The 25,617-nt window shown below is 66.4% G+C and carries 21 protein-coding genes; 6 read left to right on the top strand and 15 right to left on the bottom strand.

Annotated features, from left to right (window positions below):
- Positions 1-14: 14 nt before the first annotated feature.
- The 3 genes from KF730_RS01920 to KF730_RS01910 are packed head-to-tail and all read right to left on the bottom strand — an operon-like array spanning position 15 to position 3,793.
- On the bottom strand, positions 15-2,162 hold the full coding sequence (locus KF730_RS01920) for a penicillin acylase family protein (RefSeq protein ID WP_294091867.1): 2,148 nt from the start codon (positions 2,160-2,162) through the stop codon (positions 15-17).
- Positions 2,163-2,207: 45 nt separating this feature from the next.
- Positions 2,208-3,272, bottom strand: a complete 1,065-nt coding sequence (locus KF730_RS01915; protein WP_294091866.1) for a hypothetical protein — start codon at positions 3,270-3,272, stop codon at positions 2,208-2,210.
- A gap of 56 nt (positions 3,273-3,328) precedes the next feature.
- Complete coding sequence (locus KF730_RS01910; RefSeq protein WP_294091864.1) at positions 3,329-3,793, bottom strand: hypothetical protein; 465 nt, start codon at positions 3,791-3,793, stop codon at positions 3,329-3,331.
- Positions 3,794-3,895: 102 nt separating this feature from the next.
- Between KF730_RS01910 and clpB the strand changes: the two genes are divergently transcribed.
- A complete protein-coding gene (clpB, locus tag KF730_RS01905; protein WP_294091862.1) occupies positions 3,896-6,478 on the top strand; it encodes an ATP-dependent chaperone ClpB in 2,583 nt (860 codons plus the stop codon).
- 144 nt (positions 6,479-6,622) lie between these two features.
- Here clpB and KF730_RS01900 read toward each other — a convergent pair whose 3' ends face one another.
- The 4 genes from KF730_RS01900 to xseA form a co-directional block, all read right to left on the bottom strand.
- A complete protein-coding gene (locus KF730_RS01900) occupies positions 6,623-9,649 on the bottom strand; it encodes a TonB-dependent receptor (RefSeq protein ID WP_294091861.1) in 3,027 nt (1,008 codons plus the stop codon).
- Between the two features lie 268 nt (positions 9,650-9,917).
- Entirely contained in the window at positions 9,918-10,817 is a 900-nt protein-coding gene (locus KF730_RS01895) for a M23 family metallopeptidase (protein WP_294091860.1), read from the bottom strand.
- Complete coding sequence (locus KF730_RS01890; RefSeq protein WP_294091859.1) at positions 10,817-11,011, bottom strand: DUF2093 domain-containing protein; 195 nt, start codon at positions 11,009-11,011, stop codon at positions 10,817-10,819. Before KF730_RS01890 ends, KF730_RS01895 begins: the two co-directional genes overlap by 1 nt.
- Positions 11,012-11,027: 16 nt before the next feature.
- Positions 11,028-12,416, bottom strand: a complete 1,389-nt coding sequence (gene xseA, locus KF730_RS01885; RefSeq protein ID WP_294091857.1) for an exodeoxyribonuclease VII large subunit — start codon at positions 12,414-12,416, stop codon at positions 11,028-11,030.
- Here xseA and purD point away from each other — a divergent pair.
- The 3 genes from purD (at position 12,415) to KF730_RS01870 (ending at position 16,554) form a co-directional block, all read left to right on the top strand.
- Positions 12,415-13,680 (top strand): phosphoribosylamine--glycine ligase, encoded by a 1,266-nt coding sequence (gene purD, locus KF730_RS01880; RefSeq protein ID WP_294091856.1) that lies wholly within the window; start codon positions 12,415-12,417, stop codon positions 13,678-13,680. The two genes, xseA and purD, sit on opposite strands and share 2 nt — an antisense overlap.
- A gap of 140 nt (positions 13,681-13,820) precedes the next feature.
- Positions 13,821-15,587 carry a VWA domain-containing protein gene (locus tag KF730_RS01875; protein ID WP_294091855.1) on the top strand — a complete coding sequence of 589 codons (1,767 nt, stop codon included), beginning with the start codon at positions 13,821-13,823 and terminating at the stop codon, positions 15,585-15,587.
- Between the two features lie 85 nt (positions 15,588-15,672).
- Complete coding sequence (locus KF730_RS01870) at positions 15,673-16,554, top strand: helix-hairpin-helix domain-containing protein (protein ID WP_294091854.1); 882 nt, start codon at positions 15,673-15,675, stop codon at positions 16,552-16,554.
- Positions 16,555-16,608: 54 nt separating this feature from the next.
- Here KF730_RS01870 and KF730_RS01865 read toward each other — a convergent pair whose 3' ends face one another.
- The 4 genes from KF730_RS01865 to KF730_RS01850 form a co-directional block, all read right to left on the bottom strand.
- Positions 16,609-17,922, bottom strand: a complete 1,314-nt coding sequence (locus tag KF730_RS01865; protein ID WP_294091853.1) for a hemolysin family protein — start codon at positions 17,920-17,922, stop codon at positions 16,609-16,611.
- 189 nt (positions 17,923-18,111) lie between these two features.
- Positions 18,112-18,543 carry a nucleoside deaminase gene (locus tag KF730_RS01860; protein ID WP_294095652.1) on the bottom strand — a complete coding sequence of 144 codons (432 nt, stop codon included), beginning with the start codon at positions 18,541-18,543 and terminating at the stop codon, positions 18,112-18,114.
- Positions 18,544-18,619: 76 nt separating this feature from the next.
- A complete protein-coding gene (locus KF730_RS01855) occupies positions 18,620-18,805 on the bottom strand; it encodes a YqaE/Pmp3 family membrane protein (protein ID WP_294091851.1) in 186 nt (61 codons plus the stop codon).
- On the bottom strand, positions 18,805-19,098 hold the full coding sequence (locus tag KF730_RS01850; RefSeq protein ID WP_294091850.1) for a hypothetical protein: 294 nt from the start codon (positions 19,096-19,098) through the stop codon (positions 18,805-18,807). The genes KF730_RS01855 and KF730_RS01850 overlap by 1 nt, the downstream gene beginning before the upstream one ends.
- Before the next feature lie 164 nt (positions 19,099-19,262).
- Here KF730_RS01850 and rpmB point away from each other — a divergent pair, with 164 nt between their 5' ends.
- Positions 19,263-19,559: a 50S ribosomal protein L28 gene (gene rpmB, locus KF730_RS01845; RefSeq protein WP_294091849.1), complete on the top strand. Its 297-nt coding sequence runs from the start codon at positions 19,263-19,265 to the stop codon at positions 19,557-19,559.
- A 96-nt stretch (positions 19,560-19,655) separates the two neighbouring features.
- A complete protein-coding gene (locus KF730_RS01840; RefSeq protein WP_294091847.1) occupies positions 19,656-20,162 on the top strand; it encodes a hypothetical protein in 507 nt (168 codons plus the stop codon).
- Here the strand turns inward: KF730_RS01840 and KF730_RS01835 are convergent.
- The 4 genes from KF730_RS01835 to KF730_RS01820 form a co-directional block, all read right to left on the bottom strand.
- On the bottom strand, positions 20,157-21,143 hold the full coding sequence (locus tag KF730_RS01835; protein WP_294091845.1) for an esterase-like activity of phytase family protein: 987 nt from the start codon (positions 21,141-21,143) through the stop codon (positions 20,157-20,159). The genes KF730_RS01840 and KF730_RS01835 overlap by 6 nt on opposite strands.
- Before the next feature lie 304 nt (positions 21,144-21,447).
- A complete protein-coding gene (phbB, locus tag KF730_RS01830) occupies positions 21,448-22,170 on the bottom strand; it encodes an acetoacetyl-CoA reductase (RefSeq protein ID WP_294091843.1) in 723 nt (240 codons plus the stop codon).
- 29 nt (positions 22,171-22,199) lie between these two features.
- Positions 22,200-23,222: a ferrochelatase gene (hemH, locus tag KF730_RS01825; protein ID WP_294091841.1), complete on the bottom strand. Its 1,023-nt coding sequence runs from the start codon at positions 23,220-23,222 to the stop codon at positions 22,200-22,202.
- Positions 23,222-25,450 carry a molybdopterin cofactor-binding domain-containing protein gene (locus tag KF730_RS01820; protein ID WP_294095651.1) on the bottom strand — a complete coding sequence of 743 codons (2,229 nt, stop codon included), beginning with the start codon at positions 25,448-25,450 and terminating at the stop codon, positions 23,222-23,224. Before KF730_RS01820 ends, hemH begins: the two co-directional genes overlap by 1 nt.
- Between the last annotated feature and the right edge of the window lie 167 nt (positions 25,451-25,617).

The raw sequence follows: 25,617 nt of genomic DNA, 5'->3' as shown, positions 1-25,617 counted from the left end.
AGGGGAGAGGGAGATCAGGGCCGATAGGTCCGCTCGGTATTGCCCTTGAGCTGGGCCGGATCGAACCATACCGGCTTGAGCTTGTGCTGGACGAACAACTGCGCCTGATCGGTGTAATGCGGTGAAGCCGGGCGGGTGCTGGCGGAGCCGAACGGCTGGATCGAAGTCGAGCTGACCTTGCCGGCCTTGTCCCAGGTGATGAACATCACGAAGCTGTCGCCATGCTTGATGGCGAGGCGGCCGTCGGGGAGTTCGTCATAGCTGGTCGAGGCGCGCAGCGCGTCCGGCCCGCCATCGAGCGGCAGATCGACCTTGCCCTGCTTCAGGCGGATGAACTCGCCCAGGGGCACGTCGAGCTTGCCGAAATGCTTCTGCAGATAGCCCGCCGCCTCGGCCAGCACGGTGCGTGGATCGGGCTTGGGCTTACGCTCGTAGTGCCAGCGATTGGGGACGCGCATCACCGAGAAGGCGAGGCTGTCCGCCGGCCCCTTGCCGTCCCAGTTGAAATCCCAATGGCTGAGCAACTCGCGGGCGTCGGTCAGCAATTTGTCGCCCTTGGGATCGACCGCCATCAGCTCCTTGAACCAGGCGTAGAGGTAGGAATATTGGCTGACCCCGCTGTCGAACTTGATGCGGTACAGATCCTCGGCCGAAATCGATCCGTCCGCACCCATCAGCTCGAGTGAACGGGTGCCGCGATTGGTGGTGTCGGTCTCGATGCCGAGCAGCGGCGACCAGTCCTCGGGCCTGATCTCCGATCCCGCGCCCGCCGCCTGGAACGGCGAATTATTGGCGTTGATCAGGAAGCCCGAGGCCGGATTGATATTGTGCGGGACCATTGCCCACGGGACGGTGCCGGGCTGGTAGTTGGCGGAAGTGTCGCCCGCCAGCACGGCCCTGTAGTCGAACCCCGGCTTCCGGTTGGGGAAGCTGGCATTGTAGAAATAGGCGATGTTGCCGGCGCCATCGCCATAGATGAAATTGGTGCCGGGAATCGCGTGCTGCGCCAGTGCCGCCTGCCACTGCTCGAAATTCTGGGCGCGGTTGAGCCGGTAATATTCCTCGACCATGCCGAGCTGGTCGCGGCCGCCATAATTGATCGCGAAGGCGCCCTCCTTGTTGATCAGCACCGGCCCCTGCACGGCGCGGTAGACGGTCTTGGGCACCGGCAGCACGAACGGCCCCCACAGCTTGACCGGCAGCCAGACGCGCTCCGTCTCCAGCTTCCGCCACTGCCCGTCATAGCGATATTCGTCGCCCGCCGGATTGAGGACCAGCTTGTAGAGGTCGACCATGTCCGGCCGGTTGACGGTGTTGGTCCAGCCGAGATGCTCGTTATGGCCAAGCAGCGGATAGGGCGCGCCGGGGAAGGTCGCCCCGGCGAAGTTCCAGCCCTGTTGCGAATGGACGACCAGCTCCCACCATGCCGCGGCGCCCCGCCAGCCCTGATGCGAGTTCGAGACCAGCCGGGTGAAACCGTCCGCCGAGCGCTTCGGCGCGACGACGAAGGCGTTCGAGCCATTCTCCTGCGCGTTCGGACCGAGCGGCGTGACGTTGGGCGCGTCGGGAGCGTCGGGCTTGGCATAGCCCTTCTCGATCGGCAGCGGCTTGTCGCCCGACAGGGCCCCCAGCACGCCCTCCAGCCCGAAGAAGAAGGGCGAGCGGACGACGAAGCCGGTCGCGACATCCTGGCCGTTGACCGGGAACAGCTTGGCGAGCTTGACCTCTTGCGGGTGCTGCGCGGCATAGCGGTTGAGCCCGGTCGCATAGGCATCGAGCAAGGCGCGGATATCCGCCGGCTGCTTCATATAGTCGCGGTCGACCGTGGCGCGGGCGCCGAGCAGGTGAACGACGAAATCGGTCTTGGCGCCGTCCTGGCCGTTGATCGCGCCGAGGCGGCCACGGGTCATCGCCAGCACTTCCTGGAGCGTGTCGAAATCGTCCTCGGCATGGGCATAGGCGATGCCGTACGACACGTCCGCGTCGGTGCGCCCGAAGATATGCGGGACGCCGAATTTGTCGCGCTTGATCACCACGTCATATTTGTGATCCGGCGGCGGCGCGGCGCGGCGGGCGAGCAAGGGCTCCCAAGTGGCGAGCCCGATCGCGATGACGACCAGCAATATGCCTAGTCCGATCGCGATGCGTTTGACGATCCGCATTCCTGGCCCTCCCCCGCCGCTGGATTCGCGGCTTCGGGCGGCAACTTACACTTGGCGCTTGCGAACCGACCAGACGAAAGAATCGTACCAAAAATGGAGCAGCGAGCAGGCGATGAAGGGCGCGACGAACAGGGTCGGGCGGCCGGAGACCGCCGCCGCATATGCCAGGCCGAACATGGCGCAACCCAGCCCGAACAACAGGCCCCCGCGCAGCGCGGTGCCCTTGCCCGCCATCCGCCCGCCTTCCTTGACCCAGACCAGCGCGAAATACTGGACCGCATGATAGAGATTGATCGCCGCCAGCGCGACGAGCGGCGGCGAGAAGCCCCAGGCGAGGATCGAGACGGCGCCGGTGACGATAATCGTCGCCAGCTTGTGGGCCGGCAGCTTGTAGCCGCTGCGGATCGCGCCGGCATAGTCGATCACCGCCCAGCCGATCACCACCGCATAGGCGAGCATCGCGGCGAGGCGGATACCCGCATGGCTGGCATCGAGCACGCCCGGCACGCTGGTCAGCGCGCTGAGGAGGGTACCGTCGAACTGTTTGAAATAGACGGTGTGCACCGCCAGCGCCGCGCCCGCGGCGAGCGGACCGACATAGAGCGCCCAATTCAGCCGCAGATCGGTGGCGCGCAGCATGTTGGGCGCGTTGCCGGCTTTCATATCGTAGATGCGCGCGAAGCCGAAATTCTGCATCGCCGAATGGTGGACGTCCCAGAACACCGCCAGCACCGCCGCCGCGACCAACGCGGTGTGCGAGGCGAACAGCGCCGCGAGTAACAGCGCCGGGACGATGGTGAGGCGCAGCTTATAGGCCGTGAATACCTCGCGGTTCAGATAGGCGCGCGGGACGACCGCGATCAGATGCGCCCAGGTCAGCACCGAGACGAAACCGAACAGGGCTATCACCGCCTGGCTCGACACCGCGGCGGGCACGAACGTGTCCCAGCCACGCAGCCATAGCTGGACGAACAGGAACGCGGCAAGCGGCGCCCCCCAGAACAGCAAGGCGTCGCGCTTGGGCCCGAGGATCGCGCGCGCCGGATCGGCGAGCGAACCGGATACCGGCGCGGCGGCCGCTGCGAACTGGCTGGAAAATCGCGTGGCCACACATTCCCCCGGATGGCGTGTGGCCGGATTTCTAAACGGAGAGCGTTAACGAGGTGCTACTCGGCAAGGCCGTTGCCGACGAAACCCAGCCTGCCGCGCCCGCTCGCCTTTACGATCTTCAGCACGCGATCGACGCAGGCAGTTTCGGCCCGCGGATCAGGCTCGAAATGGATTTCGGCGTCCTTCTTCCACTTGCGCGTCTCGCCCGGAAGGCGAGACAGGCTGACGGGCTTGCCGTTCACGGCGACGCGGCATGGGCCGGGTAAAATGGCGAGCTGGACGACGCTGAATCCGCTGACGAAGCGGGCCCGCAAGCCTTCGGTCTGCAATGCGAGAATCACCGCACCCGCGCAGCGATACGGTATTTCCTTGTCGACGCGAATCTCGATCGCACGCTCGGTATCGTACCAGCCGGGGGCGCTTGCGGTGAGTTGTTCCATCGTCATCGGCGCATCGTCAACGCGCACGCCGCAGTTCCTGCCGTCCCAGCCTGGCTCGATGCGGACGGGCGCGGTTTGCATCCCGGCGAGGACGAGCGCAGATAATATCAACGGCATCGTGCACGCCCCTTGTGTTGCCTAATTGCAACACTATCTGTTCGGTACAGGCTAACAGGGTATTCCATGAATCTCGAGAAATTTACCGACCGCGCCAAGGGCTTCCTGCAATCGGCGCAGACCGTTGCGATCCGGATGAACCATCAGCGGATCGGCTCCGAACATCTGTTGAAGGCGCTGCTCGAGGACGAGCAGGGCATGGCTTCGGGCTTGATCGCGGCCGCGGGCGGCGATGCGAAGAAGGCACTGAGCGAGATCGACGCGGCGCTGGCCAAAGTGCCGGCGGTCTCGGGCAGCGGCGCGCAGCAGACGCCCGGGCTCGACAACGACGCGGTGCGCGTCCTCGATTCCGCCGAGCAGGTCGCGCAGAAAGCCGGCGACAGCTTCGTCACCGTCGAGCGGCTGCTGCTCGCGCTGACACTGGCGACGACCACTCCGGCAGGCAAGGCGCTGGCAGCCGCAGGCGTGACCGCGAACAATCTCAACGCCGCGATCGAGAAGCTGCGGAACGGCCGCACCGCCGACACCGCCGGCGCCGAGGACCGGTATGACGCGCTCAAGAAGTTCGCGCGCGACCTGACCGCCGATGCGCGCGCGGGCAAGCTCGATCCGGTGATCGGCCGCGACGAGGAAATCCGCCGCACCATCCAGATTCTCGCGCGGCGCACCAAGAACAATCCCGTGCTGATCGGCGAGCCCGGCGTCGGCAAGACCGCCATCGCCGAGGGTCTGGCGCTGCGCATCGTCAATGGCGACGTGCCCGACGGGCTCAAGGATCGCACGCTGATGGCGCTCGACATGGGCAGCCTGATCGCCGGCGCCAAATATCGCGGCGAGTTCGAGGAACGGCTGAAGGGCGTGCTCGACGAGGTCAAGGCCGGCGAAGGCGACATCATCCTGTTCATCGATGAGATGCACACGCTGATCGGCGCCGGCAAAGGCGAGGGCGCGATGGACGCCGGCAACCTGCTCAAGCCGGCGCTGGCGCGCGGCGAGCTGCATTGCATCGGCGCGACCACGCTCGACGAGTATCGCAAGCATGTCGAAAAGGATCCGGCACTGCAGCGGCGCTTCCAGCCGGTGTTCGTCGGCGAGCCGACCGTGGAGGATACGATCTCGATCCTGCGCGGGCTGAAGGACCGGTACGAGGCGCATCATCAGGGCGTGCGCATCGCCGATGCCGCGATCGTCGCCGCCGCGACGCTGTCGAACCGCTACATCACCGACCGTTTCCTGCCCGACAAGGCGATCGACCTGATGGACGAGGCCGCGTCGCGCATCCGCATGGAAGTGGAGAGCAAGCCCGAGGAGATCGAGAATCTCGACCGGCGCATCCTCCAGCTCAAGATCGAGGAAGTGGCGCTCGCCAAGGAAACCGACGACGCCTCGAAGGAGCGCCTTGGCAATCTGCGTCACGACCTCGCCAATCTCGAGGAGCAATCGGCCGAGCTGACCACGCGCTGGCTGGCGGAGAAGGAGCGGACGCATTCCGAGACCTTGCTCAAGGAGCAGCTCGATGCCGCGCGCACCGAGCTGGAGCAGGCGCAGCGGCAGGGCGACCTCGCCAAGATGGCCGAGCTCAACTACGGCACCATCCCCGCGCTGACCAAGCAAATCGCCGACGCCGAGGCTTCGACCCAGGACGCGATGATCCGCAAGGAAGTCACCGCCGAGGATATCGCCGCGGTGGTCGCGCGCTGGACCGGCATCCCCGTCGACAAGATGATGGAAGGCGAGCGCGAGAAGCTGCTCCATATGGAAGAGCAGCTCGGCAAGCGCGTGATCGGCCAGTCCGATGCGGTCAAGGCAGTGGCTACGGCGGTTCGGCGGTCCCGCGCCGGCTTGCAGGATCCCAACCGGCCGCTCGGCTCATTCCTGTTCCTCGGGCCGACCGGCGTCGGCAAGACCGAGTTGACCAAGGCGCTCGCCGAATTCCTGTTCGACGATTCAAGCGCGATGGTCCGCATCGACATGAGCGAATTCATGGAAAAGCACTCGGTCGCGAGGCTGCTCGGCGCCCCTCCCGGCTATGTCGGTTATGAGGAAGGCGGCGTGCTAACCGAGGCCGTGCGGCGGCGGCCCTATCAGGTGGTGCTGTTCGACGAGGTCGAGAAGGCGCATGCCGACGTGTTCAACGTGCTGCTGCAGGTGCTCGACGACGGACGGCTGACTGATGGCCAGGGCCGCACGGTCGATTTCTCGAACACGATCATCATCCTGACCTCGAACCTCGGCAGCCAGTATCTGGCGAACCTTGGCGAGGGGGAGACCACCGCCAGCGTCGAGCCGCAGGTCATGGAAATCGTCCGCGCCCATTTCCGCCCGGAATTCCTCAACCGGCTCGACGAGATCATCCTGTTCCACCGGCTGGCGGCGGAGCATATGGCGCCGATCGTCGACATCCAGGTCGGGCGCCTGGCGAAGCTGCTCGCGGATCGCAAGATCCATATCGAGCTCAGCGATGCGGCGAAAGCGTGGCTCGGACGGGTCGGATACGATCCGGTATATGGCGCGCGCCCGCTAAAGCGCGCGGTGCAGCGCTATCTGCAGGACCCGCTCGCCGACAAGATCCTGCGCGGCGAGGTTCGCGATGGCTCTACCGTCAAGGTCGATGAGGGTGATGGGGCGCTGAAGCTTAGCGTCGCCTGATCCGCCACTGAACGACGCGAAGGGCCGCGGTCACCCCAGGGTGGCCGCGGCCTTTTGCCCCTCCGCACCTGCGATCTGCCGAGGTCAAAAAGAAAGGGCGGCTCCCTGCGGAGCCGCCCCTCTTTTTCCAGAAAATCCAGAGTCTTAGAACTTAACCCGCGCGCCTACGCGGAAGTAACGACCCAGGATGTTCGGGCCAGACCAGGACGGGTTGAACTGGAAGATGTGGTACGCAGCGCTCGGATCGAACACGGGGTCGATACCGAAGACGTTGAGCACGTTGGTGTAGACCGTGAAGCGATCGTTGATGCGATAGCTCAGGGCAAGATCGGCGTTCCACTGCGCCTTCGTCTTGCAAAGCACGGGCGTGCCATCGGCGTAGGTCGAAACCGAGCTGCCGATGCTGGCGGTGCAGTTACCCTTGATCCCGCCGTAGTCGATCGAGGCCAGATCCAGGCCGCTGGTGTAGTACGCGGTGAGCGAGCCGGTGAAGCCACCGATCTCGACCGTGTTCTGCCAGCTGCCACGCCACTTCGGCGCACCCGAGCACGACGTGACGTCGCAGGGGCTCAGCGTGCCGTCGTAACGCTGGACGGTGCCACCGATCGACTTCTCGAACTTCAGCAGATACGCCGCTTCGAACGCGCTCGTCAGCGTGATGTCGCCACCGAGCGGAAGGCGAACATTCGCCCCCAGATCGATACCCGACACGCGCTGCGAGTCGTTGTTCTCGAACGAATACTGGATGAAGCCGAGCTGCGGGAGCGCGGCCGGGAACGCGACGTCCGGCGTGCCCGGAACGACGGTGATCCCCGGGACATTCACGACACCGTTGTTCGTATAATACTGACGACGGACGTCCGAATAGTCAGCACCACCGATGATGTCCTTCACTTCGATATTCCAGTAATCGACAGTGAAGCTCACGTTGCGGATCGGTTCGAAGATACCGCCGACGGTCCAGCTGGTCGATTTTTCTGGGGCGAGCGACGGGTTACCGGTCGAAGTCAGACCCACCGGGAAGCTGCCCGTGGCATAAGCGTTGCCGCCGTGCGCCGCGATGAAGGCCGCCTCGGCCGGAACCGCCGGGTTCAGGGTGTACGTCACGTAACCCGTCGTCGGCAGACCGAACGATTCGTTGAACGAAGGAATACGGAAGCCCTTCGAATACGTACCGCGGATCGCGAGCTGCTTGATCGGAGTGAACTTCGCACCGATCTTCGGCGAGAAGTTGCTCTGGCCCGACGAATAGTCGTCATACCGGCCCGAAGCGTTGATCTCGAGCTGCGGGATAATCGGCGCGTTGATTTCAAAGAACGCCGACTTCACGTTACGGCTACCGACAGCACCAACCGCGTTGGCGACGAAGTAGCGATCGTAAGGCGAGGTCAGGTTCTCGGCATTCGCCGACGGGTTGTTGATCGACTCGTGACGATACGAACCGCCGACAGCCGCCTGAAGCGGACCACCGGGAAGCTGGAACAGGTCCTTCGAGAGCGTGCCCGACACCTGCCACAGATCCGAAAAGGACCGCGTGCTGTTCAGCGGCGCGACATAGTCACGCGTTGCCTGCGTGTTCGCGGCGGGGTTCAGGAAATTCCATTCGCCACGAGCAACCGCATTCCACAGACGCTGCGGGATGATCTGGTTGTACTGGTTGATGTCCAGCTGAACCTGCGACACCGTCGCTTCGACCGAATAGTTCCAGTCATCCGCGAAGGAGCCGTTGATACCTGCGGCAGCGCGCAGCGAGCGCGACTTGCTCTGGATGTAGCGCGGCTGATCGTAGCTCGACAGGACCTGCGCGCGGTTACCGGCCGCAGCATAAGGATTCTGCGGGTTCAGGACACCATTGGCCGCAGTGCAGCCCGTACCGGTCATCAGGCGGTTGCCCACGCCGGTGCCGCAGACATAAACCGGCAAATACAGGTTCGACGGCTGCAGGAAGCCTGCCGGGTTGGGGGGCGGCAGGTTGCCGCTCATCGGGCTCGGCGTGCCCTGGGTCTCGGTCCGCACCTGATAGTAGTTGGCAGAGGCGTAGAACTGAGCGCGGTCACCGATATTGGCGGTGAAGCGGCCAGCGAAGCCCAGGCGCTCCTGCTCCGGGAAGAGCTGGGAGTACATCGCGCGAGCATCGCGCGAGCACTGAACGGTCCCGCCGGCGGTGGCGCTGACTGCTGCCGGAACGTTAACCGGAGTCAGTTCGCGGCAACCCGCTGCCGGATTGAGGAGGGTGAACGCGGTGCTGCCGGGAATCGCAGCTCCCGTGGCGTCAACCGCGCGTGCCACCGGCACCTGGGTTGCAAACAAACCGTTCCAGCGACCATTAGTGTAGCTGTTCTGAACGTTATTAAACATGCACGAGCCGGCAGCATTACAGATGCGGCTCAGATCTGCCGTGCCGAACGGATATTTGCGGTCACGCGCGTACAGCGCGTCCTGACGCTGATATTCGCCATTAATATAGAAGTTGAAGCCCTGCTCGTCGAGATCACCATAGCCCCAGGTGAGATCGATGCGCTGCTCCGCCGCATCGCCTTGCTGCGAGATGCCCGCCGAAACATTGGCATGCAGGCCGGTGATCTGCTTCTTGGTGATAACGTTGATAACGCCAGCAACCGCGTCGGCGCCGTAGGTCGACGACGCGCCGTCACGCAGAACTTCGATGCGCTCGACGATGGCGTTCGGGATGGTATTCAGATCGACGAAGTTGCGGTGACCGTCGTCCGCGAGCGGATACGGCGCCATGCGCAGGCCGTCGAAGATGGTCAGGGTCGACTGCACGGTCAAACCGCGGAGCGATACCGCGTTCGCGCCGGTCGCGAAGTTCGAACCAGTGTTCCAGCCCTGCGTGATGTTGCCAGCGCCACCAGCCGAGACGCGCTGAACGGCCTCCGCGACGGTGTTGATACCGCGCTGCTCGAGCGTGGCCGCGCTCAGCACGGTGACCGGCGAAGGGGTTTCCGAGTTGGTGCGACGGAACAGCGAACCGGTAACGACGATCGCGCCGTCGTCGGTAGCTGCATCGTCAGCAGCCGGAGCGGTCTGCGTCGTGGTCGTCGTGCTCGTGTCCTGCGCGAACGCAGGCGCGGCGAACAGCGCGCTGGCAAGGACGAGCGCCGACAGGGCAGTGCCCCCGCGCAGGCCGCTGGTGATCTGGGTCTTCTTCATGAACTTCCCTCGCTTGGTCCGGCCGTTTTGCGTGTGTGCCCCCGGCCGGGGTGTCTCCCCGCTTAGCCTCCCATGCGCAGCGCGCACTTCGGGCAAAGCTTGGGTACGGTGGATGAAGATGGAGCGGGCCGCTGTAAAGGTCGCATTCAGATTGCTGCGCCCGCTTTTGGGCCAACTGTAGCCAAAATGACACATTGCCGCGCATTTTGTTGCGCGAAAACCGCCTGATATGTTCGTTTATGTTGCGCCGCGAGAGGCGCCGCGGGCTTTATTCCGCGACCGGCATCGGCCCGGCGAGCAGGAGCGGGTCGATCCGCGCGTCCCGCCACTTGAGACTCCAGTGGAGATGCGGGCCGGTTGCGCGCCCCGTCATCCCCACCGCACCGATCGGCTGACCCTTTCTTATATGCTCCCCTACCCGCACATTGATACGGGATAGATGCATGAAGGCGCTGTTCAGTCCGGCGCCGTGATCGATCATCAGCAGATTGCCTTCGAGCGTGAAAGGCCTGGCGGCGGCCAGAATCACGACGCCGTCGGCCGGGGCGAGCACGGTCGTGCCGGTCGGCCGGGCGATGTCGATTCCCGAATGATAGGAACCCGGCTCGCCCGCATAGATGCGCTGCGAGCCGAACAAGGTGGAGATGCGGCCGACCACCGGCCACAGCATCGTCTGGCGCCAGCCCGCCGAATCGCTTTGCATCCGCCGCGCGGCGTTGATCTGGGCGAGTTCGGCAGGGCGGACCTTCTCGAATTCCGGCCGCGGCACCGGATATTTGGGCAAGGTGTTGAGCCGCGAGATATCCCAGGCGCGCGGGGCGATGGCGAGCGCGCGGCGGACCTGCTGGCCGTTGCCGAGCGTCGCCACCAGCGTCGCCGACGGCCCGGCGTCACGATCGAAGGCGATCAGGAATTTGCGGTCGGGCGCGATCGGCACCGGGGCGCCATCGAGGGTGAGCAGCGTCGCGCCCTTGGGCGCGGTGCCGATCACCGCGCCGCCCTGAATCATCTGGCCATCAAAGGCGAAGCGCAACGCCGGATCGGTCTGCGGTGCTTGCGGCAGCGGCCGCGGCGCGACGCTGTCGGCGGCCGCGGACGGCAATTGCACGCAGGTGCCGAGCAACACCCAGAATGCGGCGGCGGCGGGCAGGCGCGCGGCGAGGCCCATCAGGGGTGCATCGCCCGCGCGGCGATCTCGGCGCTGGCATAGGCTTCCTGCCGCGCCACGCTCCAATAGCGCAGCGCGTCGATCTGGATCCGCTCGCCGGTCACCGCGCAGACGACATGGTCGCCGGGCACGAGGACGCGGAAGCTATTGGCCATATAGTGCAGCCGCGCCGGGCGGCTGTTCGACATCAGCATTCCATTCTCCCGCCCGTCACAACAGGCTTGGCTGTTCGGGCTTTTCGGCTGGATACGCCTTGCCGCCCGGCCGCTCAACCTTGGCGTCTACCGTGCCATCGATGAACCGCAGCGTTACCGCGCCCGCCGCGCGCGCGGCATCGGCGGTGCCGATCACCTTGCCCGAGGTGCGTGCCTCGACCCAGGCATAGCCGCGCTCGAGAGGGCGATTGGGGTGGACCAGATCGAGGTGACGCGCGGCGGCGTCGAGCTTTTGTCTTGCTGCTTCGAGACGTTGGCCGAGCATGGCCGGACGCAGCGCGCCGGTCGAACGGTCGAGTTGGCCGCGTGCCCGGGTGACGCGGCGTTCCAGCGCACGATCGAGGCGCCCGCCGAGATCGTCCATCCTCTGGCGCTGCGGCCCGAGCAGCGCATCCCTGCGGGGAAGCACGCGGACCAGCGCCGACAGCCGCTCGCCGGCGCGCTCATGATAGCGGCGGACGCAGCGTTCGGTGCGCAGCGCCAGGCTGGCGATGGTGCCGGCGACCTCGGCGCAGACCGGCACCGCCATCTCGGCGGCGGCGGTCGGCGTCGGCGCGCGCAGATCGGCGGCGAAATCGGAGAGGCTGGTGTCGGTCTCATGCCCGACCGCGGAGATCAACGGGATCGAACAGTCGGCGATGGCGCGAACCACCACTTCCTCGTTGAACGCCCACAGGTCCTCGATCGAACCGCCGCCCCGCGCGACGATGATCAGGTCGGGACGCCTGACCGGGCCATCCGCCGGCAACGAATCGAACCCGCGGATCGCCGCCGCGACTTCGGCGGCGGCGCCATCGCCCTGCACCTTTACCGGCCAGACGATGACATGGCTCGGGAAGCGATCGGCGAGGCGGTGCAGGATATCCTTGATCACGGCACCGGTGGGCGAGGTCACCACGCCGATCGTGCGTGGCATGTAGGGCAGCGGCTTCTTGCGTGCGCGGTCGAACAGGCCCTCGGCGGCGAGGCTGGCCTTCAACTTCTCGAACAGTGCCATCAGCGCGCCTTCGCCCGCCAGCTCCATCCGCTCGATGACGACCTGATATTTGGAACGGCCCGGATAGGTGGTGAGCTTGCCGGTGGCGACGACCTCGAGCCCGTCCTGCGGGCTGAACGGAATCATCGACGCGGCACCGCGCCAGATCACCCCGTCGATCACTGCATCGGCGTCCTTGAGGCACAGATAGGCATGGCCCGAAGCAGCGCGTTTCCATCCCGAAATCTCGCCGCGCAGGCGGACATGGCCAAATTCCCCCTCGACCATGCGCTTCAGCTTCGAAGACAATTCGCTGACGCTCATCGCCGCCGCGTTGTCGCCAGGCATCTCCTCGGCTACCAGCCGCCCAAACTCGGAAACGCTTTCGTCGAAAAGGGGGTCGGGCATGAACGTCCTGTTGCTTGGGTCGGGAGGCCGTGAACATGCGCTCGCCTGGAAGCTGGCGCAATCACCGGCGCTCGAAAAGCTATGGGCGGCGCCCGGAAATCCGGGGATAGCCGATCATGCCGAGCTCGCCGATATCCCGGTGAGCGACCACCGTTCGATCATCGATTTCTGCCTGCGCCATTCGATCCACTTCGTGGTGATCGGGCCCGAAGCGCCGCTGGTGGCGGGGCTCGCCGACAATCTGCGCACCATGGGGGTCCTCGTATTCGGGCCGAACAAGGCGGCGGCCCAGCTCGAAGGATCGAAGAGCTTCACCAAGGATCTCTGCGCCCGCGAACGCATCCCGACCGCCGCCTTCGCCAAGGCCGAATCGAAGGATGGCGCGCTCGCCGCGCTCGGCGATTTCGGCATTCCGGTGGTGATCAAGGCCGATGGTCTCGCAGCGGGCAAGGGCGTGACCGTGGCGATGTCGTTCGAGGAAGCCGAGGCGGCGATCCTCGCGATCTTCGAAGAGCCGCAAGCCAGCGTCGTGATCGAGGAGTTCCTGGAGGGCGAGGAAGTCAGCCTGTTCGTGCTCACCGATGGCGAGACGATCCTGTCGTTCGGATCGGCGCAGGATCACAAGCGCGTCGGTGACGGCGATGTCGGCCCCAATACCGGCGGGATGGGGGCATACAGCCCCGCGCCGGTGCTGACCCCCGAGCTGGAGGCGCGGGCGATCGAGACGATCGTGCGGCCGACGGTCAAGGCGATGGCGCGGATGGGCACGCCCTATTCGGGCGTGCTCTATGCCGGGCTGATGCTGACCGCCGACGGGCCGAAGCTGATCGAATATAATGCCCGCTTCGGCGACCCCGAATGCCAGGTGCTGATGCTGCGCCTTCAGGACGATCTGCTCGAATGGATGGTCGCGACCGCGCGCGGCGAACTGGCCGGGCGGGCGCCGCCGCGATTCTCCGAAGGCAGCGCGCTGACGGTGGTGATGGCGGCGAAAGGCTACCCAGGCACGCCCGAGAGCGGCGGCGCGATCCGCGGCATCCCCAAGGCCGAAGCCGGTGGCGCGCAGATATTCCAGGCGGGCACGCGGATGGAAGGCGAGACGCTGGTGGCGAATGGCGGGCGCGTGCTTGCGGTCACCGCATCGGGCAGGAATGTCCGCGAGGCGCAGGCCGCCGCGTACAAGGCGGTGGACGCGATCGAATTCCCGACCGGCTTCTTTCGCCGCGACATCGGCTGGCGCGAGATCCAGCGCGAGAAGCTTTAGACCCTTCCCTCGTCTGCACGGGCCGGCTCCGGTACCAAAGGCCCTGTACTTGACCTGTGTATGATATAAGATATCATTACGTTCATCTAACAGTCATCCGCGCGCGGTGAAGCTCGCCGGAGCATTAGGGGAGAGTAGATATGCCGCGTTTCAGCTTGCTGCTTGGTTGCTCCGCCGTCCTCCTGACCTCCGCCGCGCCGCCGCCCCTTCCCGCCGCACCGCAGGGCGCGAGCCAGGATCGCCGCTCGCCGGTGCGGTGCACGCCGCGCCAGAGGGAGGACTATCGCCGCAAGACGCGGCCGCTGGCCTATGCGCCGCCCCCGCCGACGATGGCGCCGGCTCCGGAGCCGATGTCCGTGATGACGCCCCCGCCGCCGCCTTCCCCGCCCGCGCCGCCGGCGCCAATGGCGACGCGTTCGGCGAGCGCAGCTATGGTGGCGGGGGCGGTGCAGCGGGTGCCGGCAACGCCGCTATATGGCTCGGCGGAGAATACCGAGCGCTATGACGGCAAGGCGGTCGCCTCGATCCTTTCGGTCGCCGATCAGCCGGTCTCGACCTTCTCGGTCGATGTCGATACCGGCGCCTACGCCAACGTCCGGCGGATGCTGACCCAGGGCCTGAACGTGCCCGGCGAAGCGGTGCGGACCGAGGAGATGATCAACTATTTCCGCTACGATTATCCCAAGCCGACCGATCGCGAGGCGCCGTTCAGCGTCACCACCGATGTCGCGACAACGCCGTGGAACCCCGATACCAGGCTGATGCGGATCGGGCTGCGCGGATACGATGTCGATGCGCGGGGGCGTCCGCCCGCCAATCTCGTCTTCCTCGTCGACGTCTCGGGATCGATGGACGAGGACGACAAGCTGCCGCTGGTCAAGAAATCGCTGTCGATGCTCGCCGACAGGATCGGGCCCAATGACCGCGTCTCGATCGTCGCCTATTCGGGCAGCGTCTCGACCGTGCTCGAGCCGACCTCGAACAAGAACTATATCCGCCAGGCGCTCGACTGCCTCTATGCCGAGGGCTCGACCGCCGGCGGCGAGGCGATGAAGATGGCCTATGGCATCGCCCGCGCCAATTATATCAAGGGCGGGGTCAACCGCATCCTGATGGCCACCGATGGCGACTTCAACGTCGGCGTCAGCGACAACAAGGCGCTGATCGACATGGTCAAGCGCGAGCGCGACAGCGGTATTACCCTGACCACGCTCGGCTTCGGCACAGGCAATTACAACGAAGCGATGATGGAGCAGGTCGCCGACGCCGGGAACGGCAATTATTCCTATATCGACAGCCTGATGGAAGCGCAGAAGGTGCTCGACGAGGAGCTTTCGGCGACGCTGCTGACCATCGCCGGCGATGTGAAGGTCCAGGTCGAGTTCAATCCCGCGCAGGTCAAGCAATACCGGCTGATCGGCTATGAAAACCGCGCGCTGGCCGAGGAGGATTTCGCCAATGACAGCGTCGATGCCGGCGATATCGGCGCGGGGCATCAGGTTACCGCGCTCTACGAGATCGTACCGGCAGACAAGGCGGGCTGGCTGCCCGAGCGGCGCTATGAGGGCAATCGCCAGCCCGCGCCGGTGCCGGCCAGCACCGGCGGCGAGCTCGCCTTCGTCAAATTGCGCTACAAGCTGCCCGGTCAGACCGCGTCGAAGCTGATCGAGCGCCCGGTGCCCGCGGCCCTGATGCGCAACGCCGGCGCGCCGCAGGGAGATATGGCTTTCGTCACTGCGGTGGCGGCGTTCGGGCAGAAATTGCGCGGCGACAAATATCTGAACGGCTTCGGCTACCGCCAGATCGGCGCGCTGGCGCCGGCATCGGGCAATTACTGGCGCAGCGAGTTCGTAAAGCTGGTCCAGCTGGCCGAATCGGGACAGCCAGCACGCGGCGGCCGCGACTAGGCTTCGCGAATAGGGTGTTGCTCCCGGCATCCCGGCGCTATGCAGTTGCCAGATCACGCAATTGCCTAGCGTCGGGAGGGCGCGCATGAACGACCAGATCCAGCAGCTTTTGGCCAACGCGCCACCCTGGGCGCGCGAGCCCGCGGTGCAAATCGGCGCGGGCGTCGTTATCGCCCTGGTGCTGCTGTGGCTGCTCAGCCGGTTGTTCCGGGGCGGCAAGCGCGCCGAAGACGTGGCCGAGCCGGTCTATCATGAGGAAGTGCCCGTCACCCGGCCGATCACCCCGCCGCCGGTGACTCCGCCACCGCCGCCGATCGCCGAGGAACCGGTGATCGTGCCGCCGGTCTATGAAGCGCCACCTGCGCCCGAGCCCGCCCCGGAACCTGTCGCAGCGCCTGAGCCTGAGCCGGTTGCATATGTCGCGCCGGAACCAGCGCCTGAGCTTGAGCCGGTGGCTTATGTCGCTCCGGAACCAGCGCCCGCACCCGAACCGGAGCCTGTACCGGCTCCCGAACCGGTCGCCTATGTTCCGCCCTACCCCGAACCGGAGCCGGAGCCGGTAGCGGCCGAGGAAGCCCGCGAGCCGGCACCGATCACCGACGAGCCGATCGCGGCGGCGGCACCGTTCGACGCCTCGCCGGCATCGATCGCGGCCGATCTGTCCGCGCCCGAGCCTGTTGCCGACGAGGAACCCGCACCGCAGCCGATCCTGGCATCCGCGCCGCGCACCGTCGACGACCTGACCCAGATGAAGGGCGTCGGTCCGCGGCTGGCCGAGCGGCTTGGCAGCGTCGGCATCTCCAGCTTCGCCCAGATCGCCGCGCTGACCCCGGAAGCCGCCGATGCGCTCGACGCCCAACTCGGCGATTTCCAGGGCCGCATCCACCGCGACCGCTGGATCGAGCAGGCCGGCTATCTGGCGAGCGGGGATATCGCCGGATTCGAGGCGGCGTTCGGGAAGCTGTAAGCCGCGGGCAATTGGACCCTGTCACCCCGAACAAGTCCGGGGTGACAAAGGCTTTTACACCTCTTCGCGCCTGGTCAGTTGCGTCACCAGCAGCTTGTCGATCTTGCGGCCGTCGAGATCGACGATCTCGAAGCGCCAGCCCTGCTCGGTGAAGCGCTCGCCTTCCTGCGGCAGGTGCTTGAGCACCGCCAGCGCCAAGCCGGCGACGGTGGCGTAGTCGCGGTCCTCGGGCAGGTCGAGCCCCAGCCGCTCGGCCAGCGCGTCGGCGGGCATCGCCCCCGAGACGAGCATCGAGCCGTCTTCACGGACGACGATATTGGGGTTGTCGCCGGGATCGCTGTCCGACGCGAACTCGCCGGCGATCGCGGCGAGGAGATTGGCCGGGGTCACGATCCCTTCGAAATGGCCATATTCGTCATGGACAAGGCCCATCGGCACGTCGGCACGGCGCAGCGCGCCGAGCGCGTCCATCGCATCGACCTGATCGGGCAGCACCGGCGCGGCGCGCATCAGCTTACGCAGATCTAGCGGCTCGCCGCGGAACAGCGCCGCGACGATGTCGCGCGACTGGACCACGCCGATCACGCCATCGACCGAACCTTCCGCGACCGGCAGGCGGGTATGCGGCGTCGCCAGCAGCGCGCGGCGGATGCCGTCGCCATCGAGATCGACATCGAGCCAATCGACTTCGGTGCGCGGGGTCATCACTTCGCGAACCGGGCGATCGGCCAGGCGGACCACGCCCGAGATGATCGAGCGCTCATGCTCCTCAATCACCCCCGATTTGCTCGCCTCGGCGACGATCAGATGCAGTTCCTCGGCGGTGACGCGGTTTTCCGATTCGCGGTTGAGGCCGACCAGACGGAAGATCAGCGCGCTCGACTGATCGAGCAGCCAGACGATCGGCGCGGTAACCCGGCTGAGCCAGAACATCGGCACCGCCATCATCGCCGCGATCGGCTCGGGCGAGCGCAGCGCGAACTGCTTGGGGACGAGCTCGCCAACGATCAGCGAGGCATAGGTGGTGATTGCGATGACGAGGCCGAAGCCCAGGGTCTCGGCGGTCTCGTGCGGCACGCCCAGCCATTCGAGGCGCTGCGCGGTGGGTGTGCCGAGGCTGGAGCCCGAATAGGCGCCGGCGACGATGCCGATCAGGGTGATGCCGATCTGGACGGTGGAGAGGAACTTGCCGGGATCGGAGGCGAGCAGCACGGCGGTCTTGGCGCCGCGCTTGCCGACCCGGGCCAGCGCCTCCATCCGCGCCGGCCGCGCCGAGACGATGGCCAGCTCCGACATGGCGAAGAGGCCGTTCACGGCGATCAGCACGAGGATGATCGCGACATCGATCCAGGGAAAGGGGGCGTCCATGGTGCATGGTCCTCATATCCGCACTGCGCCGCGCTGCACAACAACTGTGTGACGACGAGGCCGGTTTGGCGCGAATGGTCCCAATGGTCGCACTGACCATGGGTGTTTTTTCCGGAATGGGCTTCAAAGAGCGGGCGGCACCGCCGACCGGCTTAGCCAAGCAGGCGAAATTCTACATTGCAAGACCGTTCAACCGCGCCGCTCGCGGAAGAAATCGCGGAGCAGATCGGCGGCTTGGCGCTCGCCGATGCCGGGATAGATTTCGGGGCGGTGGTGGCAGGTCGGCTGGGTGAAGAAGCGCGGACCATGCTCAACCGCGCCGCCCTTGGGATCGCTGGCGCCATAGTAAAGCCGCGCGATGCGGGCATGGGCGATCGCGCCGGCGCACATCGCGCAGGGCTCGAGCGTGACCCACAGGTCGCAATCCTCAAGCCGGTCGCGGCCGAGCGTGGCGGCGGCGGCGCGGATCGCACGAATCTCGGCGTGGGCGGTGGGGTCGTTGAGCGCGCGCGGAGCATTGGCGGCGGTGGCGATGACTTCGCCGTCGCGGACGACCAGCGCCCCCACCGGAACCTCGCCGGCTTGCGCGGCGGCGCGGGCGGCGGCGAGCGCGAGGCGCATCGGTTCGGGCAGCGGGAACATGGGGGTGTACTGCCCTTCTTGGCCCCTCCCTTTCAAGGGAGGGGCTTGAGAGAGGCTAGGCCGTGACGGTGGCCATGGGCTCGCCCCGCAGCACCGTCCACAACGCGAACACCATGCCTGGCACGAACCCCAGCACGGTGAGGCCGCATGCGATCAGGAAGTCGCGCCCCGGGCCGCGACGCAGGTACACGCCGAGCGGCGGCAACAATGCCGCCGCCGCGATGCGGCCCGGGTGCGGCATTACTTGGCGGCAGGCGTCGGGCTGGCGCCCGGAGCCTGCTTCACTTCGATCGTGGGCAAGGTCACCGTCGTGTTCTTCATCTCAACCGTCGGCAGCGTAACGGACGCGTTGGTCGATCCGATCCCTACCGAGCCCGTCTCGGCCTTGATTTCGGGCAGCTTGCCGCCCTTCATGTCGAATGCGACGCTCGGCATCGCGCCCGGAGTCGCCTGGGTAATCTTGAGCATGCCCAGCGACATCAGCACCACGACGGCGATTGCGATCAGACCGATCAGCACCAGAAGTCCACGCATCGTCATTCTCCCCTGTAATTGAATCGCTTGCGTAATTAACGTTTATCAACCACGAGGGTTGCGTTCGCACAAGGCTTTCCTTGGGCGAATCGGTTGACGCACCGTCCCATTGCGGGTATCGGCGCGGCCTTTCCGGCATAAGCCACGAACCAGGATTAAAAGCGATGTCGCGCATTTGCGAGCTGACCGGCAAGGGCCGGCAGGTGGGAAACAACGTTTCTCACGCCAACAACAAGACCAAGCGGACGTTCCTGCCGAATCTGCAGAACGTGACGCTGATCAGCGATGCGCTGGGCAAGAGCGTGCGTCTGCGCGTCTCGACGCACGGCCTGCGTTCGGTCGAGCATAATGGCGGTCTCGACAATTGGCTGCTCAAGACCAGCGACGACGATCTCTCGCTGCGCGCGCGCCGCCTGAAGCGCGACGTGCGCAAGGCGTCTGCCGCCGAGAAGGCCGCCTAACCTTTCCTTTCGAGGAATAAAGCGTCAGCCCGTTCTCCCCGGGGGAGAGCGGGTTTTTCGCGTTGCGGACCTGACGTGGGGCGCTTAGCAACTGTCATGCTCCGCTACCTGCCGATTCTCGCCGCCTCGCTCGCAGCAGTGCCCGTATCCGCCAGTTGCGACGACGCGGACTATAGCGTCGCCGGAGAATTCAGGCGTTCGGATTTGGTGGTGCTGGTCCGCGCGACCGGGGTTACTTGGCTGGACGACAATCGTCGCCCGGTGAAGCTAAGGCAGCCGCTCTCGTTCGGCAACATGCCCGGCGGGCTCGATCCCTATCTGGGCGCCTATTACGACGTGACGCTCGAAAAGGCATATAAGGGCAGGCCGCCGCGACGCTTCCGCATCTTCAGCGAGAATACCACCGCCCGCACGCCGCTGCTGATGGGCAAGCCACTGCTGTTATTCGTGACACGAACGCGCACCGCCGACGCATATGTGCAAGTGGGCGACCTGACAGTGGATAATTGCGGCAATTCGGCGCGCGCCGACAGAATGCCGCAACGGCTGCGCGAGGTGGCGCGCCTCGCTGCCCAGCGTCGCAAGCCGCGCAGGAAGCTATAGCTCCACCCGGAACTTGAGCAGCAGCGACTGCTCCCAGAATTGCTGGTTGTCGTCGGACGCCATCCACAGGATCGTGTCCTTGCCTTCGCGCGTCACCGCCAGCGCTTCGAAATTGTCGTGGAGCAGAGGCGAGGCGAACGCCGCGATCTCGCGGCCCTGGACCGCCGCGCCGGGGCGGATCGCTCCGGGATCGACCAAGGTGATCCTGGCGGTGAACAGCGACGGCACCGCGAAGCGGCGGTTGAGGATCAGCAGGCGGCCATCGGGCAGCTCGGTCATGTCGCTGGGATCGAAGCCGGCGGGTGGGACATAGACGAAGCCGAAGCCGCGATCGGGCGCCTCGGTCGGGTCGCCGGCGAACATCAGCGCCTCCCGCCCGGTCCTGGCCAATGGCCCCTTGGGCCGCGAGGTTTCGCTGATGACGATGAAGCGGCCATCGCGCAGGCGAACCATCGATTCGGGACCGCCGTTCGTCGACCAGCCGCGCATCGCCGCCGGCCGCACCGCGCGGGCGCTGCGCAGCAGCGTGGCATCGTAGCGCCAGATCGCGTTCTCGCGCTCATAGCCGAGCCAGATCCGTCCGGTGGCGGGATCGCTGGTGAGCGATTCGATATCGCGCTCGGGCTTGTACTGGCCGGTGCCCGGCCCGATCCGGACGTCGCCAAAGCTGGCCTCGGAGATACGGAAGGCGGCATCCATGCGGAAGCGGACGATGTTGCCGGCGTCGCTGACCAGCAGGAAACGGTCGCCGACCACCTGCATCGCCGAAAATCCGCCGAATGCGAGGTCGGGGCTGCGCAATCGCACGCCACCCAGATAGGTGAGCGCGCCGACTTTTATCCGCGCGGGATCGTGGGAATCGAGCAGGACCGGTGTTGCGGTGATCCTCGCTTCCAGGCCGAGTATGTCACGCTGGCCCGAGTCCGATGCGCCCAGCGACAGGCACAAAGCGAGCAGGAACATCAAAGCGAGAACGCGCATCGCGCCGTCATAGCCATTCGCGCCGGCACCACCAGCGCGGAGATGAACCCGCGCTAACCACGCTGTTCAGCAAGGCGTCAATGGAACCGGGTTAATCCATATGGGTTGTTCGCGTACCGATTCCCTCGTGTAGCGTATCGAGGGTTGGGGGCCGGTTCCTTGTGGATCGGCCCCCTTCGCATGTCCGGGCATTGGCGGGACGCGGGCAAAGCCCGCGTCGGACGGGATGACCCTGGGTCACCCGCCGGCCGTGCCCGCTGCTGCGCTTCGCGCAACGGCGCGGACGTCGCCGCGCCTGCAACGGTCAGTACATATGCTGCCCGCCGTTCACCGACAGCGTCGAGCCGGTGATGAATCCGGCATCGTCCGAGCACAGGAACGCCACCGTCCGCGCGATCTCATGCGCCTGGCCCAGGCGGCCGACGGGAATCTTGGCGACGATCTTCTCGAGCACGTCGGCGGGCACCGCGGCGACCATGTCGGTGTCGATATAGCCCGGCGCGATCGCGTTGACTGTCACCCCGGCGCGCGCGCCTTCCTGCGCCAGCGCCTTGGTGAAGCCGTGAATGCCCGATTTGGCGGCGGCATAATTGACCTGGCCATATTGCCCGGCCTGGCCGTTGATCGAGCCGATATTGACGATCCTGCCCCATTTGCGCTCGCGCATGCCGGGGAAGGTCGCCTTGGCCATGTTGAAGCAGCCGCCGAGATTGGTGTCCATGACCTCCTTCCACATCTGATAGGTCATCTTGAGCAGCGTGCCGTCGCGAGTGATGCCGGCATTGTTGACCACGACGTCGACGGGGCCGAGTTCCTCGGCGACCCTGGCGCAGCCGGCCTGGCAGGCATCGAAATCGGCGACGTCCCACTTATACGCCTTGATGCCGGTCCGCTCAGTGAATGCCTTGGCGCGCTCGTCATTGCCGGCGTAATTGGCGGCGACGGTCATACCCGCCTCCTTGAGCGCGACGCTGATCGCTTCGCCGATACCGCGGCTGCCGCCTGTTACGATCGCTACGCGTGCCATAGAATCTCTCTCCCTTGTTTGCGCCGACGCTAGGCGGCGGGAGCCCAGCCTTCAAGTTCTTGCTGCAAAATGCTGCGCAGCATTTCCACGCCATCCGCGCTGTCGTTGAGACAAGGCAGATAAGCGAAATCGGTTCCACCCGCGGCGCGGAAGGTCTCGCGTCCGCGGATCGCCAGCTCCTCCAGCGTCTCGAGGCAATCCGCGGAAAAGCCAGGGGCGACGACCGCGATCTTCCGCACGCCCTTGCCGGGCAGCGCCGCGAGCGTCGCGTCGGTCGCCGGCTCCAGCCATCGGGCGCGGCCAAAGCGCGACTGGAAGGTGACGGTCAGCTCGCGGCCAAGCGCTTCGCTCAGCAGCCGCGCGGTCTTCCGGCAATGGCAATGATAGGGATCGCCCAGTTCCAGCGTCCGCTGCGGCATGCCGTGGAAGCTGGCGAGGATCATGTCGGGCGCGAAATCGAGCGCGGCGAGGCTCTTCTCCACCGATGCCTTGAGCGCGGCGATATAGGCGGGGTGGTCGTAATAAGGCGGCAGGGTGCGGATCGCCGGCTGCCAGCGCATCTTCGCCAGTGTCGCGAACGCGGCATCGTTGGCGGTGGCGGTGGTCGCCGCGCAATATTGCGGATAGAGCGGCGCGATCAGCATCCGGTCGCAGCCATAAGCCTGGAACCCCGCCAGCCGGTCGCCGAGCGACGGCTGGCCATAACGCATCCCGTAATCGACGAACACATTCCCGCCGAACGCGTCCTGCAGCGCGCGGGCCTGGGCGCGGGTGATCGCGTCGAGCGGCGAGCCATCCGGACGCCACACCTGGGCATAGGCGTGCGCCGACTTTCTGGGCCGGGTATTGAGGATGATCCCGCGCAGGATCGGCTGCCAGATCAGCGGCGGGATCTCGACAACGCGTCTGTCGGAGAGGAATTCGGCCAGGTACCGCCGCACCGATCGCGCATCGGGCGCGCCCGGCGTGCCGAGATTGACCAGCAGCACGCCGATATTGCCGCAAGGCGCCAGCGGATGATCGGCGGGTTCGTGCCCCGCGCCATCGTCCATCATTCAGCGTCCGACAGCAGCGGCAGGCGGCGGAAGCGCACGCCGCTCGCGGCCTGCAGCGCGTTGGCGATGGCGGGGGCGACCGGCGGCACGGCGAGCTCGCTGACTCCGCCGGGGTCGCCGCCGCTGGCGATGATCTCGACGGTGATGTCGGGGCAGCTCGCCAGCGTCGGGAGGTTGAGCTCGGGCAGCTCACGGACGTCGGCGACATTCTCGGTGAAGCCGGTCGATCCGCCGACCGCCGCGGCCATGCCGAACAGCAATCCGCCTTCGATCTGCTGCTTGACGAGATCGGGGTTCACCACCCGCCCGACATCGACGGCCGCGACCAGCCGCTCGACCTTGACCTGACGCCCGTTGAGCCGCGCCTCGGCCATCACCGCGACATAGGAGCCGCGGAACATGTGGCAGGCGATGCCCTGCCCACTGCCCGGCTGGCCGCCCTGCCAGCCGCCCAGTTGCGCGGCCATCTGCAGGCAACGAGCGAGCCGCGGCTCGTTGCCGAGCATCGCCATGCGGAAGGTCAGCGCATCCTGTTCGGCGACATGCGCCAGCTCGTCGATGAAACTTTCGGTGAAGAAGGCGGTGTAGCTATGCGCGCCCGAGCGCCAATAGCCGGTCGGCACGCCGATCTTCGCGGGATGATGGTCGATCCCGAAATTGGGAATCGCATAGGGCGGCGTCGCCCCGGCGATCGCCGAAGGGTCGCCCGCGCCCGATATCTTCAGCGAGGCGGTGACGATCGCGTCGCCGCCGAGCAGCCTTTTGGCCAGTTCGCGACCGGTCTCGGGCGCCGCCACCTTGGCCAGCCAGCCGGTGACGCGGCCCTTGCCGTCGAGCCGCGCGGACAGGCGCCCGGCGGCGGCGGGGCGATAGCGGTCGTGGCGGAAATCCTCGCCGCGCGGCCAGGTCAGCTGGACCGGGCGGCCGATCTTGACCGCGAGCATCGCCGCCTGCGCCGCGACTTCATGTTCGAGCTTGGCGCCGAACGAGCCGCCGGCCATCGTCGCGTGGATGAAGACGCTGGCCTCGCCGACCCCGGCGGCGCGCGCGGCGGCGCTGCGCGCGAGGCCGGGCGCCTGGGTCGGCAGCCACAGGGTCAGCCGGCCATCGGCGTAATTGGCGGTGCAGGTCATCGGCTCGAGCGCGGCGTGGAGCCCGAGGCCGACGCGATATTCGGCGCTGACCAGCTTGGCGCCCTTGAACTCGGCACGCAGATCGCCCGCCGACGCGATGCGCGCACCCTCACCTTCGAACGCCGCGGTCAGCCCGGCTTCGATCGTGTCCGAATTGACGACATCCTCGGGCGTCTTGAAGCGCGGGCGCATCGCGTCGATCGCCCGCTCGGCCGCCCACCACGTCTCGGCGACGGCGGCGACCCACTGGCTGGTGGTGACCACCGCGAGCATGCCCGGCACCTTGTTGGCGGCCTCGCGGTCGAGCTTGACCAGTTCGGTTTCGCCGGTCGGCCCCTGCCGGATCGAGGCGAAGACCATGTTGGGCAGGCGGATGTCGGCGGCGAAATTGACGCTGCCATCGACCTTCGCCGGCACATCGAGGCGCGGCACGGTCTGGCCATAGAGCCGGTTGGCATCGCCCGAACGCAGCGGCAGATCGGCGGGCAGGCTCTCGTCCGCCGCCTCGCCCGCCAGCTCGCCGAAGCCGAGCTTCTGATTGCCATGGATGACGAAGCCGCCGGCGGTGCCGCAGCTCTGCCAATCGACGCTCCAGCGGCGTGCCGCCGCCTTGCACAGCAATATGCGCGCGGCGGCCCCGGCCTGGCGGAGCTGATCCTCGAAATTGCGGATCGAGGTCGAGCAGCCGGTCAGCATCAGTCCGGTGCGCGCCGTGTAGGTCCGTTGCAATTGCTCGGGCAGGCTGCCCAATGCCAGCTCGAACAGCGACGCCGCCGCCAGCGGATTGGCGTACAAGGGATTGAGCGGCGCCGGCTCGACGCCGACCATTTTCCAGTCCGCGCCCATTTCGTCGGCGATGATCTGGGGCATGGCGGTGAACACCCCCTGCCCCTCCTCGCATTGCGGCACAGCCACCGCGACATGCCCGTCGCTGCCGATCTTGAGCCATGCCCCGAACAGGCTTTCGCCGGGCGCCGCGGTGAGATTGGGGAGATAGGTGCGCGGCCACACCGCCCATGCGACCACCAGCCCGGCGCCGACGCCGCCGCCGATCAGCAGCGTCCGCCGGTCGGGCCGCTTCAGCTTCGACATATCGAGCTTGGAAAGGTCGAGCTTGGGAAGGTCGAGCGCCATTGGAAGGTAGCTCTAGCTTGGCCCCGGCCCTAGCGCCAGATATCCAAAGCCTAATCGTTCCCCTGCGAAAGCAGGGGAACAATCAAGGCATCCTCCCAAGCCGCTTGGGTTTGCCGCGCGGCTGC

It is taken from the genome of Sphingomonas sp. (assembly GCF_019635515.1).
Lineage (GTDB): Bacteria > Pseudomonadota > Alphaproteobacteria > Sphingomonadales > Sphingomonadaceae > Sphingomonas.
The sequence above is the reverse complement of the archived record's forward strand: the minus strand, read 5'-3'. Positions and strand labels throughout refer to the sequence as shown.

What these genes read in the sequence shown, in the direction of transcription:
- KF730_RS01920 (WP_294091867.1), bottom strand. Translation starts at nt 2,162, where the DNA reads ATGCGGATCGTCAAACGCATCGCGATCGGACTAGGCATATTGCTGGTC.
- KF730_RS01910 (WP_294091864.1), bottom strand. Translation starts at nt 3,793, where the DNA reads ATGCAAACCGCGCCCGTCCGCATCGAGCCAGGCTGGGACGGCAGGAAC.
- clpB (WP_294091862.1), top strand. Translation starts at nt 3,896, where the DNA reads ATGAATCTCGAGAAATTTACCGACCGCGCCAAGGGCTTCCTGCAATCG.
- KF730_RS01900 (WP_294091861.1), bottom strand. Translation starts at nt 9,649, where the DNA reads ATGAAGAAGACCCAGATCACCAGCGGCCTGCGCGGGGGCACTGCCCTG.
- KF730_RS01895 (WP_294091860.1), bottom strand. Translation starts at nt 10,817, where the DNA reads ATGGGCCTCGCCGCGCGCCTGCCCGCCGCCGCCGCATTCTGGGTGTTG.
- KF730_RS01890 (WP_294091859.1), bottom strand. Translation starts at nt 11,011, where the DNA reads ATGCTGATGTCGAACAGCCGCCCGGCGCGGCTGCACTATATGGCCAAT.
- purD (WP_294091856.1), top strand. Translation starts at nt 12,415, where the DNA reads ATGAACGTCCTGTTGCTTGGGTCGGGAGGCCGTGAACATGCGCTCGCC.
- xseA (WP_294091857.1), bottom strand. Translation starts at nt 12,416, where the DNA reads ATGCCCGACCCCCTTTTCGACGAAAGCGTTTCCGAGTTTGGGCGGCTG.
- KF730_RS01875 (WP_294091855.1), top strand. Translation starts at nt 13,821, where the DNA reads ATGCCGCGTTTCAGCTTGCTGCTTGGTTGCTCCGCCGTCCTCCTGACC.
- KF730_RS01870 (WP_294091854.1), top strand. Translation starts at nt 15,673, where the DNA reads ATGAACGACCAGATCCAGCAGCTTTTGGCCAACGCGCCACCCTGGGCG.
- KF730_RS01865 (WP_294091853.1), bottom strand. Translation starts at nt 17,922, where the DNA reads ATGGACGCCCCCTTTCCCTGGATCGATGTCGCGATCATCCTCGTGCTG.
- KF730_RS01860 (WP_294095652.1), bottom strand. Translation starts at nt 18,543, where the DNA reads ATGCGCCTCGCGCTCGCCGCCGCCCGCGCCGCCGCGCAAGCCGGCGAG.
- KF730_RS01855 (WP_294091851.1), bottom strand. Translation starts at nt 18,805, where the DNA reads ATGCCGCACCCGGGCCGCATCGCGGCGGCGGCATTGTTGCCGCCGCTC.
- KF730_RS01850 (WP_294091850.1), bottom strand. Translation starts at nt 19,098, where the DNA reads ATGCGTGGACTTCTGGTGCTGATCGGTCTGATCGCAATCGCCGTCGTG.
- rpmB (WP_294091849.1), top strand. Translation starts at nt 19,263, where the DNA reads ATGTCGCGCATTTGCGAGCTGACCGGCAAGGGCCGGCAGGTGGGAAAC.
- KF730_RS01840 (WP_294091847.1), top strand. Translation starts at nt 19,656, where the DNA reads ATGCTCCGCTACCTGCCGATTCTCGCCGCCTCGCTCGCAGCAGTGCCC.
- KF730_RS01835 (WP_294091845.1), bottom strand. Translation starts at nt 21,143, where the DNA reads ATGCGCGTTCTCGCTTTGATGTTCCTGCTCGCTTTGTGCCTGTCGCTG.
- phbB (WP_294091843.1), bottom strand. Translation starts at nt 22,170, where the DNA reads ATGGCACGCGTAGCGATCGTAACAGGCGGCAGCCGCGGTATCGGCGAA.
- hemH (WP_294091841.1), bottom strand. Translation starts at nt 23,222, where the DNA reads ATGGACGATGGCGCGGGGCACGAACCCGCCGATCATCCGCTGGCGCCT.
- KF730_RS01820 (WP_294095651.1), bottom strand. Translation starts at nt 25,450, where the DNA reads ATGTCGAAGCTGAAGCGGCCCGACCGGCGGACGCTGCTGATCGGCGGC.